Here is a 15,740-nt window from a genome sequence, read left to right on the forward strand (position 1 = left end):
CCGTAACGTTGCATTTCGGCGCCTGCGGCTCGCAAGGCCGGGGCGCCTTGATATAAGGGCCGCGCAATATCAGCAGATGGCGCCTGCTTGCGGGCAGAGGGCACGAGGAATCCATGCAGCAAAAGCAGCGCCTGCCGGCGAGGAAAAGCAAGGTAACCGTCAAGGATATCGCGCTCCGCGCCGGGGTGGGCGAGTCGACCGTCTCGCGGATCATGCGCAACAAGGGTCCCGTGGCCGAAGAAACGCGCCAGCGGGTGATGGAGGCTGTACGGGCGACAGGCTACGTGCCCAACCGGATTGCCGGCTCACTCGCCTCGCTCGACTCACACCTGGTCGGCGTCGTCGTGCCGTCGCTTTCCAACATCGTCTTTCCGGAAGTTCTGCAAGGCGTTCACGCCGCTCTGCATGGCAGCGACTACCAGCCCGTCATCAGCATCACGGGCTACGATATCGATTTGGAGGAAACGATTGTTCGCGGACTGTTGTCATGGAAACCCGCAGCCATCCTGATCGCCGGTTTCGACCATACCCCGGCAACCCACCGCATGCTCTCTGAAAGCGGCATCCGCATCGTCGAGATGATGGACATCGATTCGACGCCGATCGATATTGCCGTCGGCATGTCGCATCGGCGTGCTGGCTACGCCACCGGCCAGTACCTTGTCGAGCGCGGATACCGCCGTTTCGGATATGCCGGACATGACTGGAAAGCGGACAGGCGTGCGCGGCTGCGCTATGACGGAATTTGCGACGCCTTGCGCAACGCGGAATTGGGAATTGCGGCCCACGCGATAGCCGAAGGGCAAAGCTCCGTCGGTGCCGGACGGGAGATGACCGCACGTCTTTGCGCTCAGCCGACGAACCTGGACGCAATCATCTATTCGAACGACGATATGGCGGTCGGCGGCGTCTTCCATTGCCTGGGTGCCGGAATTCGCATGCCGGACGATCTTGCCGTTTTTGGCTTCAACGGCTTGGATATCGGCCGCGAATTGCCGCAGCCTCTTTCGACGGTGCGCTCCAACCGCTTCCTGATCGGCCGCACATCGGTGGAAAAGGCCTTCGAAACGCCTGAACGGCCGCAAACGAAATCGATCGTCGATACCGGCTTCGAGATTTTCCCCGGCGCCACGGCTTAAGGCGGTGAAGTCCGCGATATTCTTCAATAGGTGGCGCGACCGCCAGACAGGTCGAAGGTCGCTGCCGTGGTAAAGCTGTTTTCCTTGGAGACCAGCCAGGCAACCATGGACGCTGCCTCTTCGACCTTCAAAAAGCGGCCGCGCGGGATGCGCGAGCGCATGTATTCGATGAACTCCGGCGTCAGCTGCTCGAGAATCCGCGTCTGAGCAGTTGCGGGCGTAATGCAGTTGACAGCGATGTCATAGCCGGCAAGCTCCTTGCCCAGCGATTTGGTAAGCCCGATGACGCCTGCCTTCGAGGCGGAATAGGCTGCAGCATTCGGATTGCCTTCCTTGCCTGCGATCGAAGCGACGTTGACGATGCGGCCGTAATTGCGTGCCTTCATGTCCGGAACGACGGCGCGGTTGACGTAGAAGGTGCCGGTGAGATTGATGTCGATGATCTTCCGCCACATGCCGATGTCATAGCTGTCAACCGGCGCGGCGTCTCCTGCGATACCAGCCGAATTGACGACGATCGAAACCGGCGGGCGATCGGCGGCGGTGGCGGTATAGGCGGCCTCGACCTGTTCCCAGTGCGAGATATCGGCGACGGCGCTGCGAGTTCCGGCGCCGAGCGCAGCCTTGGCCTTCTCAAGCAATGGGGCATCCATATCCCAAAGCGTCACCACCGCGCCGGAGGCGACGAGGCGGCTGGCGATCGCAAAGCCGATGCCTTGTGCACCTCCTGTTACGATCGCGTGCTGGCCTTCCAGGTCGATCCTGTTCATCCGCCCCTCCCCTCACCAACGTCAACTGCACTCATCATTCCTTCACCGCGCCGGTCATCGACGAGACATAGTAGTCGACGAAGAACGAGTAGAGGATCACGACGGGCAGCGAGCCGAACAATGCACCTGCCATCAACGATCCCCATTCGAACACGTCGCCGCGCACCAGTTCCGTCAGAACGCCGACGGGGATGGTCTTGTTTTCCGACGACTGGATGAATGTGAGCGCGTAGATGAATTCGTTCCATGAGAGCGTGAAGGCGAAAATGCCCGCCGATATCAACCCGGGCACCGCGAGCGGGAGAATGATCTTCACCAGGATCTGCCAGCGGTTCGCACCGTCGACCAGAGCACTTTCCTCGAGCTCGAAAGGGATCGAGCGGAAATAGCCCATCAGCAGCCAGGTGCAGAAGGGGATGAGGAAGGTTGGATAGGTGAAGATCAGTGCCAGCCTGGAATCATAGATTCCGAGCTTGAAGACGATGAAGGCGAGCGGAATGAAGAGGATCGAGGGCGGCACGAGATAGGCGAGAAAGATCAGGAGCCCAACCGGGCGCGAGCCGGTAAAGCGCACGCGCTCGATTGCATAAGCGCCGAAGACGGATGCTGCGAGCGATAGAACCGTCGAGCCGACGGCAACCAGCATCGTGTTCCAGAGCCAGCCAGGATAGGATGTTTCGAGGAACAGATATTTGATGTGATCGAGCGTCGGCTCCACGACCCAGAAGGGACTGTAATTGTTGTAATCGGTTAGCTGCGAGTTCGGTTTGACGGCGGTGATCGCCATCCAATAGAACGGAAAGAGCAGCACGAAGACGAAGACCGCCATCGGCAGATAGAGCATGACGATCCGCCGTGGCAGGCGATTGAGATAGCTCATGCCCTGGACATTGTCGGTCAGAACCTGATCGGTGGTGTTGGCGTTCATGATTGTCTCCCGACCTTTAATCCTGGCCGCCCTGCTGCCATTTGCGGCGCTGCAGACCGAAGAAGCTGAACATGATGGCGGCAAGCAGGAAGGGAATCATCGCGACTGCAATGGCAGCACCCTCGCCCAGCTGTCCGCCCGGAATGCCGCGCTGGAAGGACAGCGTCGCCATCAGATGCGTTGCGTTGACAGGCCCGCCTTTGGTCAGCACGTAGATGAGCTGGAAATCGGTGAAGGTAAAGAGCACGGAAAAGGTCATCACAACGGCGATGATCGGCGTCAACATCGGCAGCGTCACGTAGCGGAACCGCTGCCAACTGGTTGCACCGTCGAGCGAGGCCGCTTCCTGGAGCGAGGCAGGGATGGTCTGCAGGCCGGCGAGCAGCGAGATGGCGACGAACGGGATGCCGCGCCAGACATTGGCGATGATGACTGAGATGCGCGCATTGGTGGGATCGCCGAGAAAATTGATCGGTCCGTCGATCAGGCCCATCTTAATCAGCGACCAGGAGAGGATCGAAAATTGCGCGTCGTAGATCCACCAGAAGGCCAGCCCTGAGAGAACCGTCGGAACGACCCATGGAAGCAAGACGATTGCGCGGAAGAACGACTTGAATGGCAGGTGCTGGTTGAGAAGCAGCGCCAGCCAGAGGCCGAGCACGAATTTCAGGATAGAAGCGACAACCGTATAAAGCAGGGTGTTGAAGACCGAGAGCCAGAAGACGGAGTCGCTGGCAAGGAACTGATAGTTCTCAAGGCCGATGAAGATACCGTCGCGACCGATGCGGGTATCGGTGAAACCGAGCCAGACACCGAGCCCCAGCGGATAGGTGAGGAAACATACGAGAAAGATGGCCGCCGGCAGCATGAAGAGGAAGCCGTGCACATTGTTGTTCTGCATGAGCGATGCGATCGGGCCGCGCGTCGTATCCCCGGATGTCACGGTCGACATGGTGGTATCTCCTGATGGACAATCGCAGCATGCCGTTGCCGGCATGCTGCAGACCTTTAAGCGGGCTTAAACACGGTAGTAGCGGTTTGCCCGGCGCTCCGCTTCCTTCATCGCGTCTTCGGGCGTCATCTGGCCCGTTACGGCAACGGCGAACATGTCGACGAGGACATAGTCGGCCATGGTGCCTGCCGAGGCATAGCCCAGCGGACCGGCATAGCCGTTCGGGCGAAGCGTCTCCGATGCACGGGCATAAGGCGCGTGTATCGGATCGGACGTCCAGACGGGATTGCTGGCGAAAGCCTTCAGAGGCTGGCAGCAATAGGCACTGGAACCCGTAATCCAGGCGTTCATCTGGTCAGCTTCCATCATGAACTTGATGTAGGCCTTGGCAGCTTCTGGATACTGGGTATGGTTAAAGAGAAGCAGCGAGCTCGTCTGGTGCAGCTCGACGCTCTTGCCGACAGGGCCAATCGGGAAGTTCGTTGTTCTCATATCCGCAGCGATTTCGGCAAGCTTTGGATCTTTCTTCGCCGCATAATAGACCGATACGCCGTTTGCGATCAGCGAAACCTGCCCGGCGAGGAATGCGCGGTTGTTGTTGATGTCCTGCCAGCTTTCCGTGCCCGGAATGAAGGTTGCATAGAGTTCCTTGGCATAGTTGATGGCAGCCAGCGTTTCAGGGCTGTTGATCGTCACCTTGCCGCTTTCGTCCACCATCTTGCCGCCATGGCTCCAAAGCAGCCAATGGGCGTAATTGTTGCCGTCGCCGACAGCCTTGCCGTGCGGGAAGCCGGCGGGCGTACCCTTGGCCTTCATCGCCTTGCAAAGTTCGAGGAGGCCCGCGGTGTCCTTCGGGAATTCGCTGAAGCCTGCCGCCTTCACATGGCTGTCGCGGTACACGACGGCATTGCCGATCGCCGTCAGCGGCATAGCGATGAACTTGTCGCCGCGCGTTGCATAGCCGCGGACACCGTCATACCAGCCGCCGTACTTGTTACCGAGATAGTTGGCAAGCTCGGTCAGGTCGACGAGCTTGTCGGGATACTGGTGGGCGTCGTCGAACCAGCACATCACCATGTCCGGACCGGAACCGACATTGGCGGCAACGGCAGCCTTCGGGCGGATATCTTCCCAGCTTTCCTTGTCGACGCGAACGTCGACGCCGGTCGCCTCGGTGAACTTCTTGGTGTTGGCCAGCCAGGCCTCCTCGTCTCCTTTGACGAACGGCGTCCAGCGAAGAAGCCTGAGGGTTGCGCCCTCTTCCGGCTTGTAGCTCGGCTCCGCCTGGGCGAAGGACGGGCGTATGCCTAGCGGCGACAGGCCCGCGATACCGGCGGCAGCCGCCGACGCAGCAAGGAAATCACGTCTTTTGATTGTCATAATACCTCCTCCTATAAAAGCGGGAGCGAATTCTCCGGCGTTCACTTTCCCGCTTCGTGAACGGCGGTCATCGCATCGGCGGATGGGCAGGAAAAGACTCCTCTTCTTCCCATGCCTCCGCTGAAGCGTTATCAGGCACTCAATCTCTGGCCGCTTTCGGCATCAAAGAGATGCACATGTGGCGCGTCGATCGAGACGCGCAAGATATCGCCGGGCCGCGCATTGACGCGTTCGCGGAAGATGCAGGTGACATCGCTGCCCGCGAGCTTGGCGATCAGCTGTGTCTCGTAGCCCATCGGCTCAATCACGACGATCTCCACCGGCAGGCCATTGGCGTCGAGCGTGATATATTCCGGGCGTAAGCCATAGATCAGATCGCGTCCCTTTGCGCCGGCGGGTGGATTTGCAACCGGCAGGACGGTTCCGTCCGATGCGATGAACTGATTGCCGTTGTCCGGATTGAGACGGCCCTTGATCATGTTCATCGCCGGTGAGCCGATGAAGCCCGCGACGAAAAGGTTGGCTGGTCTGTCGTAGAGATCGAGCGGTGCGCCCACCTGTTCCACGACGCCATCATGCATGACGACGATCTTGTCGGCCATCGTCATGGCCTCGATCTGATCGTGGGTGACATAGACCGTCGTGGTGCTGAGGCGCTGATGAAGCTCCTTGATCTCGGCGCGCATGGCGACGCGGAGCTTGGCGTCGAGATTGGAGAGCGGTTCGTCGAAAAGGAAGACCTGCGGATCGCGCACGATCGCCCGACCCATGGCAACGCGCTGCCGCTGGCCGCCGGAAAGCTGGCGCGGATAGCGGTCGAGAAGTTTGGTGAGGCCGAGGATGCCAGCGGCCTTGTTGACACGCTGATCCATGTCCGCCTTCGGCGCCCGTTTGAGCATCAGCGAGAAGGCCATGTTCTGCGCCACCGTCATGTGCGGATAAAGCGCGTAGTTCTGAAAGACCATGGCGATGTCGCGTTCGCCCGGCGCCAGCCCATTGACGACGCGGCTGCCGATGCGGATTTCACCGGCGGAAATATTTTCAAGCCCGGCAAGCATTCGCAAAAGTGTGGATTTTCCGCATCCGGACGGTCCGACCAGGATCACGAACTCCCCGTCCGCGACCTCGATGTTCACACCCTTGATGACCGGGAACGCCCCGAATGATTTCCTGACATCGACGAACTCGACACTTGCCATAAAAGTTCCTCCCAGAACTTGTCTTCGCTTTTGGCCTCCATCTGCCGGTCATCCCTCCTCCAGGATATTCACCGCCAGGACTTAAGGCCAATTGAACTCGATATGCCTATCCCCTGCCCACGAGCGGCATCTTTGTCGCCATCACCGTCATGGTCAGCACGTTTGCCTCCAACGGCAGGCTTGCCATGTAGACGACGGCGCGGGCGATATGCTCAGACGGGATCGTCGGCTCGCTGGCGGTCTCGCCATTTGCCTGCAGCACTCCCGAGCTCATCTTCGACGTCATGTCCGTCGCAGCATTCCCGATATCGATTTGGCCGCAGGCGATATCATATGGTCGCCCATCGAGCGCCGTCGATTTCGTCAGGCCGGTGATCGCATGCTTGGTCGCCGTATAAGGGGCGGAATTCGGCCTCGGCGTCGTGGCGGAAATCGACCCATTGTTGATGATGCGGCCGCCGCGTGGCTCCTGCGACTTCATCAGCCTGAAAGCCTGCTGCGTGCAAAGAAAGGCGCCGGTCAGATTGGCCGCAACCACCCCGCTCCACTGATCGAAGGTAACCTCTTCCAACGGGATCGCCGGAATGTTGCTACCGGCATTGTTGACGAGAAGGTCGATCCTGCCGAACTCGGCTTTGATGTTGCCGAAAAGATCCGCGACCCGTTCGGCAGCACCGATATCGCAGATCATCGCGCGGAGCGTGCCGCCGGTTTCGGCAGCGATCTCAGTGGCGGCCTTTTCCAGAACATCGCTCCGGCGGCCGGTGATAACGACGATATAGCCTTCGGCGCTCAGTGCCTTGGCGATGCTGCGACCGATGCCGGTGCCTCCGCCGGTAACGAGCGCGATCTTACCTTTCTGCAGGGTTGCGGATTGCGTCATCTCAGATCTTCCCCCCGAGTTCATCCTCAATGTGGATCTTGATGATCTCGTCGAAATTGGTTTCGGCCCTAAAGCCGAGTGCGGTCGCGCGCTGCGCATCGAAATCTGTCGCCCAGCCGGAAACAATCGCACGAATGACGGGGTCGGCTTCGCGGCGGATGAGCTTGACTGCCTTGTCGCCGGCAACGCGGCGCAGCGCCTCGATCTCTTCGCCGACAAGCGCGGAAAGGCCGGGCATGGTCAGATTGCGGCGTGGGCCGATGTTGCTGGTGTCGATACGCGCGGCATGGACGAAGAAGCCGATCGCCGAACGGGGACTCGCAAACCAGTGGCGGACGTTCTCTTCAACCGGGAGGACGGCCTCCTGACCGGCAAGCGGTTCGCGCAGGATGTTGGAGAAAAAGCCGGAGGCGGCCTTGTTGGGCTTGCCGGGGCGAATGCAGATCGTCGGCAGGCGGATGCCGATGCCGTCGAAGATCCCACGCCGTGAATAGTCGGCCAAGAGGAGCTCGCAGATCGCCTTCTGCGTCCCGTAGCTCGTCAGCGGCGTCGTGAAGAAATCATCTGCGATCTTTTCCGGGAAAGGTTGCCCGAAGACAGCGATGGATGACGCAAAAATCAAGCGCGGCGTATAAGGCGCTTTCTGGCCCTCGTGCCGGATCGCCTCGAATAGCGAACGCGTGCCGTCGAGGTTAATACGATAGCCCTTTTCGAAATCGGCCTCGGCCTCGCCGGACACGATCGCCGCAAGATGGAAGATCAGATCCGGCCGCATCGCGGCAAGCCTGGCTGCGGCGCCGGCTTCCGAGAGATCAAGCGCCAGCGCGTTGGAAACGGAGGCAAGTGCGGCAGGCAGCGGCGGAGCAATGACGTCGACGAGCGTCAGCCTGTCGATGCCGCGGCCCAGCGCTTCGGCGTCGGAGCCGAGCTTTTCCACCAGTTTGCGGCCGATCATGCCGGCTGCGCCGATAACCATCACATGCATCTCAGGCAAATCTCCTCATGCCATCCGGCTCAAGCCGGCCTGCCGGCGGTCAACAGGACCCTTGTCGTTTCGTAAATACGCGTCAGATGATGCTGAAACGCCGCCACAACGGCCTCCCGGTCATGCCGCGCGAGAGCCTCGACGATCGCAACATGATCGTTGTAGCTGGCCTCGATGGCACCCGGCTGGGACATGGCGTTGCGCCGGTAGTTCATCATGTAAGTGTACAGATCGGTGACGAAGTCGGCGAGCAGCGGGTTGCCGCAGGCGCGATAGATCGCAACGTGGAATTCGCGGTCGCAGATGAGAAAGCGCATCGCATCGTCCCCGCCCAGACGCTGCGCTTCCAAAAGGCTCTGCAGCTTGTTCAGCGTTTCGCCGTCTATCCTTTCGGCGGCGTCGCCGACGATCTTGAGCTCGATATGCAGCCGCGCGGCATGAACCGATTCCAGATCGTAACTGTCGATGGCGTTAGGGGATGCGATCGTGACGGTGATGTGGCTGAGGTCAACCTTGCCGACACGGCTGCGGCTGCCATGCGACACCTCGATAATGCCTTGCGCAGCAAGCATCTGGACTGCGCCGCGCACGGTTTCCCGGCTGACATGAAGAACATTGGCAAGCTCACGCTCGCCCGGCAGTTCGTCGCCCGGCCGCAGCATGTTTGTGGCAATCAGGACCATCAGCTTTTCAGCAATGACGTCTCGTGCGGTCTGGCGGGCGAGGCTTCGCCCGACATTCGGCACCTGCGTCAAGATCGGGCTTTCGTCCATGATCCGCATCACTCACTGATATACTGGTTGGTCCAGCAGATCAGTTGAGTAAAGGTTACGGGCGACAGCCGTCAAGGGACATTCGTCGCCGCACCGCAGCATAGATTGTTCGCGAAGATGCGCATTGGCGCCGATGGGCACCCTCTGAGATTGCACGTGGCGCCGCGGCGCCACGTGGTGGGCTCTTCACCTCGCGGGGCAGCCACTAGTGAAGGCCGCCCGACTGCGAATGCTGACCTCCGTGCCGCGATATGCCCGCAAGAGTTGCGCCTGCCGACCCTTTTTCGACGATTGTTGCCAGATCGCCGAGGGACAGTATGCCGACCAGCTGCTTGTTCCGGTTGACCACTGGAATCCGCCTGATCTGCTGATCGGCAAGATTCTTGCAGACCTCTTCCGTGTCTTGATCATCAAAGCAGTACCTGACCTCGGACGTCATGATATCGCCGACTTTCGCCTCGGGGCCCTGGCCCTGAGCAATGGCGCGCACCGCGATGTCGCGATCCGTCAGCATGCCAACGAGCCGGTCATTGTCCTGGACCGGCACGACGCCAGCGTCGAGTTCGGCCATGATCTTCGCTGCTTCCTGTATCGTGTGGTCCGGCTTGACGAGCCGGACGTCACGCGTCATCACTTCGCTCACTTTCATGGTCTTTTTCCTCCGCCTTGCATGGATTTTCCACAGGGGCCGAACGTATTGGACCCCCTAATGTTCCAAGCCGCTTCGGCCAAGGTCGCGGCAGTTGTTTTTGCGGCTCGGGCCAGCCAAAAATGCGCCGATAATCCCGTCTGCTGAAGTTTTCTTTGCAGGGCAGCGAAACAATTACGGCCGATTGCGGTTGTGCTTATAGAGAAGGATTTTCGGGGTTCGACCGGCCCCTTGCAAAGGAGGGTGTGAAGATGAGCACATCCGGTCTCGATGTCTTCGACAAGACACTGCAAACCACCAATACCTGGCTGAACGAAATCATGGCCGATCATGGTCCCGACAGGCACGTCGCATGGCATATACTAGGCGCCGTCCTGAAGGCTTTGCGCGATAGGCTTTCGCCGGACCTTGCCGCCCATCTCGGTGCGGAACTGCCACTCATTGTGCGCGGCATTTACTACGACCAATACCGCCCTTCGAAGACGCCGGACAAAACGCGTTCACGTGATGAATTCCTCGAGCATATCGCGGAAGGGCTGAAATCCATTCGCCCGGTCGATCCCGCCGCTGCAGCAAAATCCGTATTCCAGGTTCTTGCCCGCCATATCGATCTCGGCCAATCGGCCAAGGTGCGCGATGCGCTGCCGAAGGAGATCCAGGCTCTGTGGCCCGAGAGCGTCGGCGTGAAATAGCGGTGGTAGACGTGCGATCCGTCTCGCCGCGGCGGGCGCAATGCGCGGCCCGATCGCAGCGTTTTGGATCACATGAAATCGAACCAGCCTAGGCCTGATAGGTTCCGGTAATGGTCGCTTCCGCGAGCACGTGTTTCCTTGCTTCGTTCCACATCGACGCGATACCTGCGTCGCCGGGAATCGAAAGGCTCGGGACATCCAGAGCGGCAAGGCGAAAGATATAGTGATGCGGGCGGTCGCCCCGCGGCGGCTGCGGACCGTCATAGCGCGCATTGCCGAAATCATTCTTGTAAAAGCGTGCCGTGTTTTCCGGTGCAGTATCGGCGCTTTCGGCCAGAGCATCCCAATCGGAGGGGATATTGGCAATGCCGCAATGGCGGAAGGTACCGCGCGGCGCATCCGGGTCTTCGACGACCAAGACGAAGCTCCTCGTTCCTTCCGGAGCGCCGCTCCACTTAAGAGGCGGAAACAGATTTTCGCCGGAGCGCGCATATTTCTGTGGAATGGGTTTGTCCTGGGTGAATGCCGGGCTCATCATGGTCAGTGCCATAGCTTCCTCCTCCTTTATCCTGCTGGCTCGCGCGGCCTCGCTTTTGCGTTGAAGCTAGATCAACCTGACGGCAGCGATATTGTTCCCGAGTTAATGGCGTTTCGAAACACTCAGACGAAAGAGCACGCGCTCGGTGGCATAACGCGTCATCGGTGGCGTCCTCTTGGCGTTCGCGAGCACGCTGAGTGAGCCGATCGCGCACGCAGACGCCAGTATTCTTCGGCGCCTTTCTGAAATCATGGCCTCGATATAGGGAGGCATTACGGTTTGGGTGCGATCGATCTCAGCTGTTGGGCGAGAGCTCGGGCGCGCGCTTACGGTGCTCCGAGGCTGAAGTTTGGACCGCCAGTATTTTGGCTGGAATTAACGCCCGCCGAAGCCGGAGCCGATGGTGACGCCCCGGTAGATTACCCTCTGCAGCACGATGGCCAGGACGATGCCCGGCAGCATGGAGATCGCCGCGCCTGCCATAATGTAGTTCCACGAGGTGCCCTGTTGTGTCTGGAACAAGGTGAGCCCGAGAGGCAGCGTGGCTTTCTCCATGCCGTTGGTGACGATCAGCGGCCACAGGAAGCTGTTCCACTGCCCCATGAAGGTGAAAAGCGCCAGCAGGCCGATGGCCGGCATGGCGAGCGGAACGATGATCGTAACCAGGATACGCAGGCGCGATGCCCCATCGATCATCGCCGCCTCATCGAGATCCTTGGGAATGCCGAGAAAGAACTGCCGAAGCAGAAAGGTGCCGAAGGAGCCGAACGCCACCGGCAGGATCATGCCGTGATAGGTGTTGACCCAGCCGAGCTTGCTGACCACCAGAAAGAGCGGGATGACCAGCATCACCTGCGGGATCATCAGCGTGCCGAGATAGGCCAGCAGCAGACCCTCCCGGCCGGGAAATTTCAGCCGCGCGAATGAGTAGGCGGAAAGGCAGGACACCGCAATCACGATTGCCGTGACCCCGCTGGCGACCACGAAGGAATTGAACAGGAAGGTTCCAAACGGCAGTGAAACCAATGCTTCGACAAAGGTTCCCCATTGATATTCCTGCGGCAGAATGCGGACCGGCACGGCCAGCACTTCCGTGTTGGAGCGAACCGCGTTCGACACCATCCAGAAGAAGGGGAAGAGGAAAAGCATGGAAATCAGCGAAAGCGCGGCATAACTGATGAAGGTGCCAATGCGCCGCAGGGCTCTGTTCCGCGATACGGAATCCGGGTGTATCAGGTCCGGCCTAGTCGCCATAGTGCACCCATTTGCGCTGCATATGAAACTGCAAGATGGTCAAGGCCATGATCATGATGAACATCACCCAGGCCAGCGCCGAAGCGTAGCCCATCTGGAAGTTGGCGAAGCCCTTCTGGTAGATTGCGAAGCCGAGCGTGGCCGTCGCCGAGCCCGGACCGCCGCGAGTCATCGCATAGATTTCATCAAACACCTGCAGCGAGGTGATCGCCGTCATCACGGTGGCGAAGAAGATCGTCGGCGAGATCAGTGGCAGGCGGATGCGCCAGAAGCGCTGCCATGCGTTGGCGCCGTCGATTGTCGCAGCCTCGATGTAGTGCCTCGGCACAAGGTCGAGCGCGGCGTTGAACATCACGACATTGTAGCCGACATTCGCCCACAGAGTGACGAGTACGATCGCCTGCATTGCCCAGGTCGTGCTGAGCAGGAAATTGGGCAGGCCGAGGCCAAGCGAACGGATGAGGCTGTCTGCCAGTCCATCCGGCGTAAAGATGAGCAGCCACACCACCGACGCTGCGATCGTCGGAGTGAACGTCGGCAGGAAAAAGATCACCCGGAAGACCGCCTTGCCATGCCTCAGGCTCGATATCCATACAGCGAGCGTCAGCGAGACGATGATGTTCAGCGTCAGATACTCGACGGCGAAGAATAGTGTGTTGCGCAATACGGTATAAAAAGCCGGATCAACGGTGAAGAGGCGGACATAATTCTGAAAGCCGGCGAAGGACGGCGTCGAGATCAACTGCCAATTGGTGAAACTGAGCGCCAACGACGCTGCGATCGGCAAGGCCATGAAGGCCATGAATCCGAGGAAACTTGGCAGCAGGAACAGCACGGCCGTCTGCGTGTCTGGCTTCAGAAAGCGCCGCCGCTGAACGGGCTGTACGGGAACTTCGGCGACGGCGCTTTGCGACATATTTTCCTCCATGCGCGGCAATTCCTGCCGGGGCGAGAGCTATTGTTGCGCGAGGCTCTGGATGGTCTCCATCGTTTGCTGGGCGTCGGCACTGCCGGCGAAGGCGGGAGGAAAATACTGGTTGAAGAGGTTTTCTACCGCCGCCCAATTGTCGGTGATCGCGTAGGGTATGGAGTGCGCCAAGGAGTAGTCGAGGGCCTCGCCGCCATTGGTGATGTCTTTGGCCGCCACTTGGTACCAGGACGATTGCGCGGCAGTGCGCGCCGGCAACGCACGCCCCTTCTCGGCAAGGTACGACAGCGCTTCAGGGCTCGTAAGCACCTGAATCGCCTTCCAGGCCGCATCCTTGTTCTGGCTGCTGGTGGAAATGCCGAAACCGGAGCCCGCCGTAACGGCCGCCAGCTCGCCCTCGTCGCGCGGCAGGGTGGTGAGACCGACCTTGAACTTGACCTGGTCCTTCATGCCAATGATGGACCAGGGACCGTCGACATACATGGCAATATTGCCTGAATTGAACCGGCCCTGGATGACCGTGCCGGCATCGTTGCCTGACGGGACAAGCGGCGCGATCTTATCCTTGGCGGCAAAGCCGATCAGCCTGTCGGCTGCGGCAATCGCGCGCGGATTGACGAGGTCGAGCTGTCCGGCGTCGTTGACGTATTTGTCGCCCCAGGCGGACGCCATGACCGAATAGTTGACCGGGGCGACACCGAAGCCGTAATTGCCGTCCTTGGTGAGCTTCTTTGCGGCATCGGTAAACTCGGCAAGCGTCCAGCCCGGTTTCGGCAAAGGAATGCCGGCGGCCTCGAAAGCCTCCTGGTTGTAATAGATGACCCATGGACCGACATCGTAAGGGAGGCCGTAAAGCTCCTTGTCAACCGACATGCCGCCGATGATCGAGGGGGTGAAGGCGCCAAGGTCGAATTTGTCCGCCTCTATCCTGGCATTGAGCGGTTCGAGCAGCGAATAGAAGTTCGACATGCGCAATGATTGCATGGAGACAATGTCGGCCAGCTGGCCCGACGCTGCCAACACCGGCAGCCTGGTCCAGTAGTCGACCCAGCCGGCGGTCTGCAGCGTCACTTTGATGTCTGGGTGCTTGGCACTTACCATGTCGGCCAAGTGCTGCCAGGTCTTGGTGTCGGTTTCGGAGGCAGTCCACATCTGCCAGGTCAGATTGACCTGATCGGCGGTTGCAGCCGTAGCAAAGAGGCTGCCGCCGATTGCGGCAAGCAATAGCGCTTTCTTCAGAACCTTCATGGGTTTTCTCCTCCCTCCATGAATGCAATGGACAAGCAATGGTCGAACGCTACGGCTTCAGGACGATCTCGATCACCGGAACAGTAACGTCCGGCCGCCGTACCGGCAGTTCGAGCGTGATCACGCCTTCCGGCACGGTCACGCCGATATTGGAATCCACCTCCTTGATGTGGCTGAGCCAGCGCACCTCACTGGCGTCGTGCAGGAACTGCGCATAGGCGATCCTGTCGGCGATACCCTCGATGTGGATGTGGCGGAAAGGCCAGTTGCAGACGTGCAGGTAGAGACGGTTGCCGCGCTGGGTATAGCGGCAGCCCGACGGCACGGGATAGTCGCACGGCCCTGCCCCGTAGATGGAGCGCCCGTTCACTGAAATCCAATTCTGGTAGACCTCAAGCCCAGCGATCGCGCGCGCATCAAGCGTGCCGCGGCCGGTCGGGCCGACATTCATCAGCAGGTTGCCTCCCATGGCGACGGAATCGATGAGCAGCTTGATGATTTGTTCTGGGCTCTTCCAGCTGTCCTCGTCACGATGATAGCCCCAGGAACCGCTGAAGGTATGGCAAGCCTCCCAGCGCACGGGCCGGCCAGCGATGGTGGGCGCGACGCGCGGCGTGTACTGCTCCGGCGTTACAATGTCGGGCAGGTTGTCGCCGTCGAGCGGCAAATCGAGGCGGTTATTGACGATGATGTCTGGCTGCAACTCGCGCACCAGCCCAACCAGCCGCTCGCTCTCCCAGTCGGCGCGTCCCTTGCCGGGCAGGCCGCGATATTCCCGTCGCGGATAGCTGAAATCGAACCACATGATGTCGATGCGGCCGAAGCCGGTCAGAAGCTCACGCACCTGTTCGTGCATGTAGGCGGTGTAGTTGGCCATGTTGCGGCCGGCATTCAGCGCCTTCGCGTCGGGGTGGTTGCGCAGCGGATGATGGACGTCGATCGGGAAGTCGGGGTGGTGCCAGTCGATCAGCGAATAGTAGAAGCCGATCTTCAGTCCCTCGGCGCGGAACGCCTCGACCAGCGGGGTCAGCAGGTCCTTGCCGCAAGGCGTGTTCGTCGCCTTGTAGTCCGTCACCTTGCTGTCCCACAGGCAGAAGCCCTCGTGATGCTTGGTCGTCACCACGACATATTTCATGCCGGCGAGACGGGCTCGCCGAGCCCATTCCTTGGGCTCATAAAGATCGGGATCGAAATTGTCGAAGTAGCGCTGGTACTGCTCGTCGGTCAGTTCCTCGCGGTTTTTCAACCACTCGTGCCGGGCGCCCAGAGCGTAGAGACCCCAATGGATGAACAGGCCCAGACGGTCGTGGCTCAACCACGCATGCTTGTCCAACTCCCCAGATGCCGGGCTCCCCGACTGACGCACCGCAATCGCCACAGGCCTCTCCTCCCTTGTTTCCAGTTCAGCATCCTCATCGAACC

16 protein-coding genes are annotated in these 15,740 nt (G+C 60.1%); 2 read left to right on the forward strand and 14 right to left on the reverse strand.

Features of this window, described 5'->3' with window-relative positions:
- Positions 1-113: 113 nt before the first annotated feature.
- On the forward strand, positions 114-1,139 hold the full coding sequence (locus ACZ9BX_RS32275; protein ID WP_476222341.1) for a LacI family DNA-binding transcriptional regulator: 1,026 nt from the start codon (positions 114-116) through the stop codon (positions 1,137-1,139).
- A gap of 23 nt (positions 1,140-1,162) precedes the next feature.
- On the opposite strand, the gene ACZ9BX_RS32280 is transcribed toward ACZ9BX_RS32275, so the two are convergent.
- The 9 genes from ACZ9BX_RS32280 to ACZ9BX_RS32320 all read right to left on the reverse strand — a co-directional run bounded on the left by ACZ9BX_RS32280 (position 1,163) and on the right by ACZ9BX_RS32320 (position 9,658).
- Complete coding sequence (locus tag ACZ9BX_RS32280; protein ID WP_476222342.1) at positions 1,163-1,909, reverse strand: SDR family NAD(P)-dependent oxidoreductase; 747 nt, start codon at positions 1,907-1,909, stop codon at positions 1,163-1,165.
- A 34-nt stretch (positions 1,910-1,943) separates the two neighbouring features.
- The gene (locus ACZ9BX_RS32285; RefSeq protein WP_027510397.1) at positions 1,944-2,837 is read right to left on the reverse strand and encodes a carbohydrate ABC transporter permease; all 894 of its coding nucleotides are present in this window, start codon (positions 2,835-2,837) and stop codon (positions 1,944-1,946) included.
- 16 nt (positions 2,838-2,853) lie between these two features.
- A complete protein-coding gene (locus tag ACZ9BX_RS32290; RefSeq protein ID WP_027510398.1) occupies positions 2,854-3,789 on the reverse strand; it encodes a carbohydrate ABC transporter permease in 936 nt (311 codons plus the stop codon).
- Positions 3,790-3,855: 66 nt separating this feature from the next.
- Entirely contained in the window at positions 3,856-5,169 is a 1,314-nt protein-coding gene (locus tag ACZ9BX_RS32295) for an ABC transporter substrate-binding protein (RefSeq protein WP_027510399.1), read from the reverse strand.
- A gap of 131 nt (positions 5,170-5,300) precedes the next feature.
- A complete protein-coding gene (locus ACZ9BX_RS32300; protein WP_087000456.1) occupies positions 5,301-6,368 on the reverse strand; it encodes an ABC transporter ATP-binding protein in 1,068 nt (355 codons plus the stop codon).
- A 106-nt stretch (positions 6,369-6,474) separates the two neighbouring features.
- Positions 6,475-7,251, reverse strand: coding sequence for an SDR family oxidoreductase (locus ACZ9BX_RS32305; protein ID WP_476222344.1), 777 nt, complete (start codon positions 7,249-7,251; stop codon positions 6,475-6,477).
- Between the two features lies 1 nt (position 7,252).
- Positions 7,253-8,236 carry a D-erythronate dehydrogenase gene (gene denD, locus ACZ9BX_RS32310; protein WP_027510402.1) on the reverse strand — a complete coding sequence of 328 codons (984 nt, stop codon included), beginning with the start codon at positions 8,234-8,236 and terminating at the stop codon, positions 7,253-7,255.
- A 29-nt stretch (positions 8,237-8,265) separates the two neighbouring features.
- The gene (locus ACZ9BX_RS32315; protein ID WP_476222346.1) at positions 8,266-9,009 is read right to left on the reverse strand and encodes a FadR/GntR family transcriptional regulator; all 744 of its coding nucleotides are present in this window, start codon (positions 9,007-9,009) and stop codon (positions 8,266-8,268) included.
- Between the two features lie 205 nt (positions 9,010-9,214).
- Complete coding sequence (locus tag ACZ9BX_RS32320; RefSeq protein WP_476222347.1) at positions 9,215-9,658, reverse strand: CBS domain-containing protein; 444 nt, start codon at positions 9,656-9,658, stop codon at positions 9,215-9,217.
- Between the two features lie 251 nt (positions 9,659-9,909).
- On the opposite strand from ACZ9BX_RS32320, the gene ACZ9BX_RS32325 reads away from it, so the two are divergent.
- Entirely contained in the window at positions 9,910-10,350 is a 441-nt protein-coding gene (locus ACZ9BX_RS32325; protein ID WP_087000464.1) for a DUF2267 domain-containing protein, read from the forward strand.
- A gap of 88 nt (positions 10,351-10,438) precedes the next feature.
- Here ACZ9BX_RS32325 and ACZ9BX_RS32330 read toward each other — a convergent pair whose 3' ends face one another.
- From ACZ9BX_RS32330 to ACZ9BX_RS32350, 5 genes are all read right to left on the reverse strand, one after another.
- On the reverse strand, positions 10,439-10,900 hold the full coding sequence (locus ACZ9BX_RS32330) for a YbhB/YbcL family Raf kinase inhibitor-like protein (RefSeq protein ID WP_476222349.1): 462 nt from the start codon (positions 10,898-10,900) through the stop codon (positions 10,439-10,441).
- A gap of 363 nt (positions 10,901-11,263) precedes the next feature.
- Positions 11,264-12,142, reverse strand: a complete 879-nt coding sequence (locus ACZ9BX_RS32335; RefSeq protein ID WP_476222352.1) for a carbohydrate ABC transporter permease — start codon at positions 12,140-12,142, stop codon at positions 11,264-11,266.
- Positions 12,132-13,058, reverse strand: a complete 927-nt coding sequence (locus ACZ9BX_RS32340) for a carbohydrate ABC transporter permease (RefSeq protein ID WP_476222354.1) — start codon at positions 13,056-13,058, stop codon at positions 12,132-12,134. The genes ACZ9BX_RS32335 and ACZ9BX_RS32340 overlap by 11 nt, the downstream gene beginning before the upstream one ends.
- Positions 13,059-13,097: 39 nt before the next feature.
- Positions 13,098-14,318 carry an ABC transporter substrate-binding protein gene (locus tag ACZ9BX_RS32345; RefSeq protein ID WP_476222356.1) on the reverse strand — a complete coding sequence of 407 codons (1,221 nt, stop codon included), beginning with the start codon at positions 14,316-14,318 and terminating at the stop codon, positions 13,098-13,100.
- A gap of 49 nt (positions 14,319-14,367) precedes the next feature.
- Entirely contained in the window at positions 14,368-15,696 is a 1,329-nt protein-coding gene (locus ACZ9BX_RS32350; protein WP_476222358.1) for an alpha-L-fucosidase, read from the reverse strand.
- Between the last annotated feature and the right edge of the window lie 44 nt (positions 15,697-15,740).

Source organism: Rhizobium sp. USDA 3886 (assembly GCF_056279785.1).

Coding starts and splice junctions, on each gene's coding strand:
- denD (WP_027510402.1), bottom strand. CDS start 8,236: ATGCATGTGATGGTTATCGGCGCAGCCGGCATGATCGGCCGCAAACTG.
- ACZ9BX_RS32295 (WP_027510399.1), bottom strand. CDS start 5,169: ATGACAATCAAAAGACGTGATTTCCTTGCTGCGTCGGCGGCTGCCGCC.
- ACZ9BX_RS32315 (WP_476222346.1), bottom strand. CDS start 9,009: ATGGACGAAAGCCCGATCTTGACGCAGGTGCCGAATGTCGGGCGAAGC.
- ACZ9BX_RS32275 (WP_476222341.1), top strand. CDS start 114: ATGCAGCAAAAGCAGCGCCTGCCGGCGAGGAAAAGCAAGGTAACCGTC.
- ACZ9BX_RS32300 (WP_087000456.1), bottom strand. CDS start 6,368: ATGGCAAGTGTCGAGTTCGTCGATGTCAGGAAATCATTCGGGGCGTTC.
- ACZ9BX_RS32325 (WP_087000464.1), top strand. CDS start 9,910: ATGAGCACATCCGGTCTCGATGTCTTCGACAAGACACTGCAAACCACC.
- ACZ9BX_RS32280 (WP_476222342.1), bottom strand. CDS start 1,909: ATGAACAGGATCGACCTGGAAGGCCAGCACGCGATCGTAACAGGAGGT.
- ACZ9BX_RS32340 (WP_476222354.1), bottom strand. CDS start 13,058: ATGTCGCAAAGCGCCGTCGCCGAAGTTCCCGTACAGCCCGTTCAGCGG.
- ACZ9BX_RS32330 (WP_476222349.1), bottom strand. CDS start 10,900: ATGGCACTGACCATGATGAGCCCGGCATTCACCCAGGACAAACCCATT.
- ACZ9BX_RS32335 (WP_476222352.1), bottom strand. CDS start 12,142: ATGGCGACTAGGCCGGACCTGATACACCCGGATTCCGTATCGCGGAAC.
- ACZ9BX_RS32290 (WP_027510398.1), bottom strand. CDS start 3,789: ATGTCGACCGTGACATCCGGGGATACGACGCGCGGCCCGATCGCATCG.
- ACZ9BX_RS32345 (WP_476222356.1), bottom strand. CDS start 14,318: ATGAAGGTTCTGAAGAAAGCGCTATTGCTTGCCGCAATCGGCGGCAGC.
- ACZ9BX_RS32320 (WP_476222347.1), bottom strand. CDS start 9,658: ATGAAAGTGAGCGAAGTGATGACGCGTGACGTCCGGCTCGTCAAGCCG.
- ACZ9BX_RS32285 (WP_027510397.1), bottom strand. CDS start 2,837: ATGAACGCCAACACCACCGATCAGGTTCTGACCGACAATGTCCAGGGC.
- ACZ9BX_RS32305 (WP_476222344.1), bottom strand. CDS start 7,251: ATGACGCAATCCGCAACCCTGCAGAAAGGTAAGATCGCGCTCGTTACC.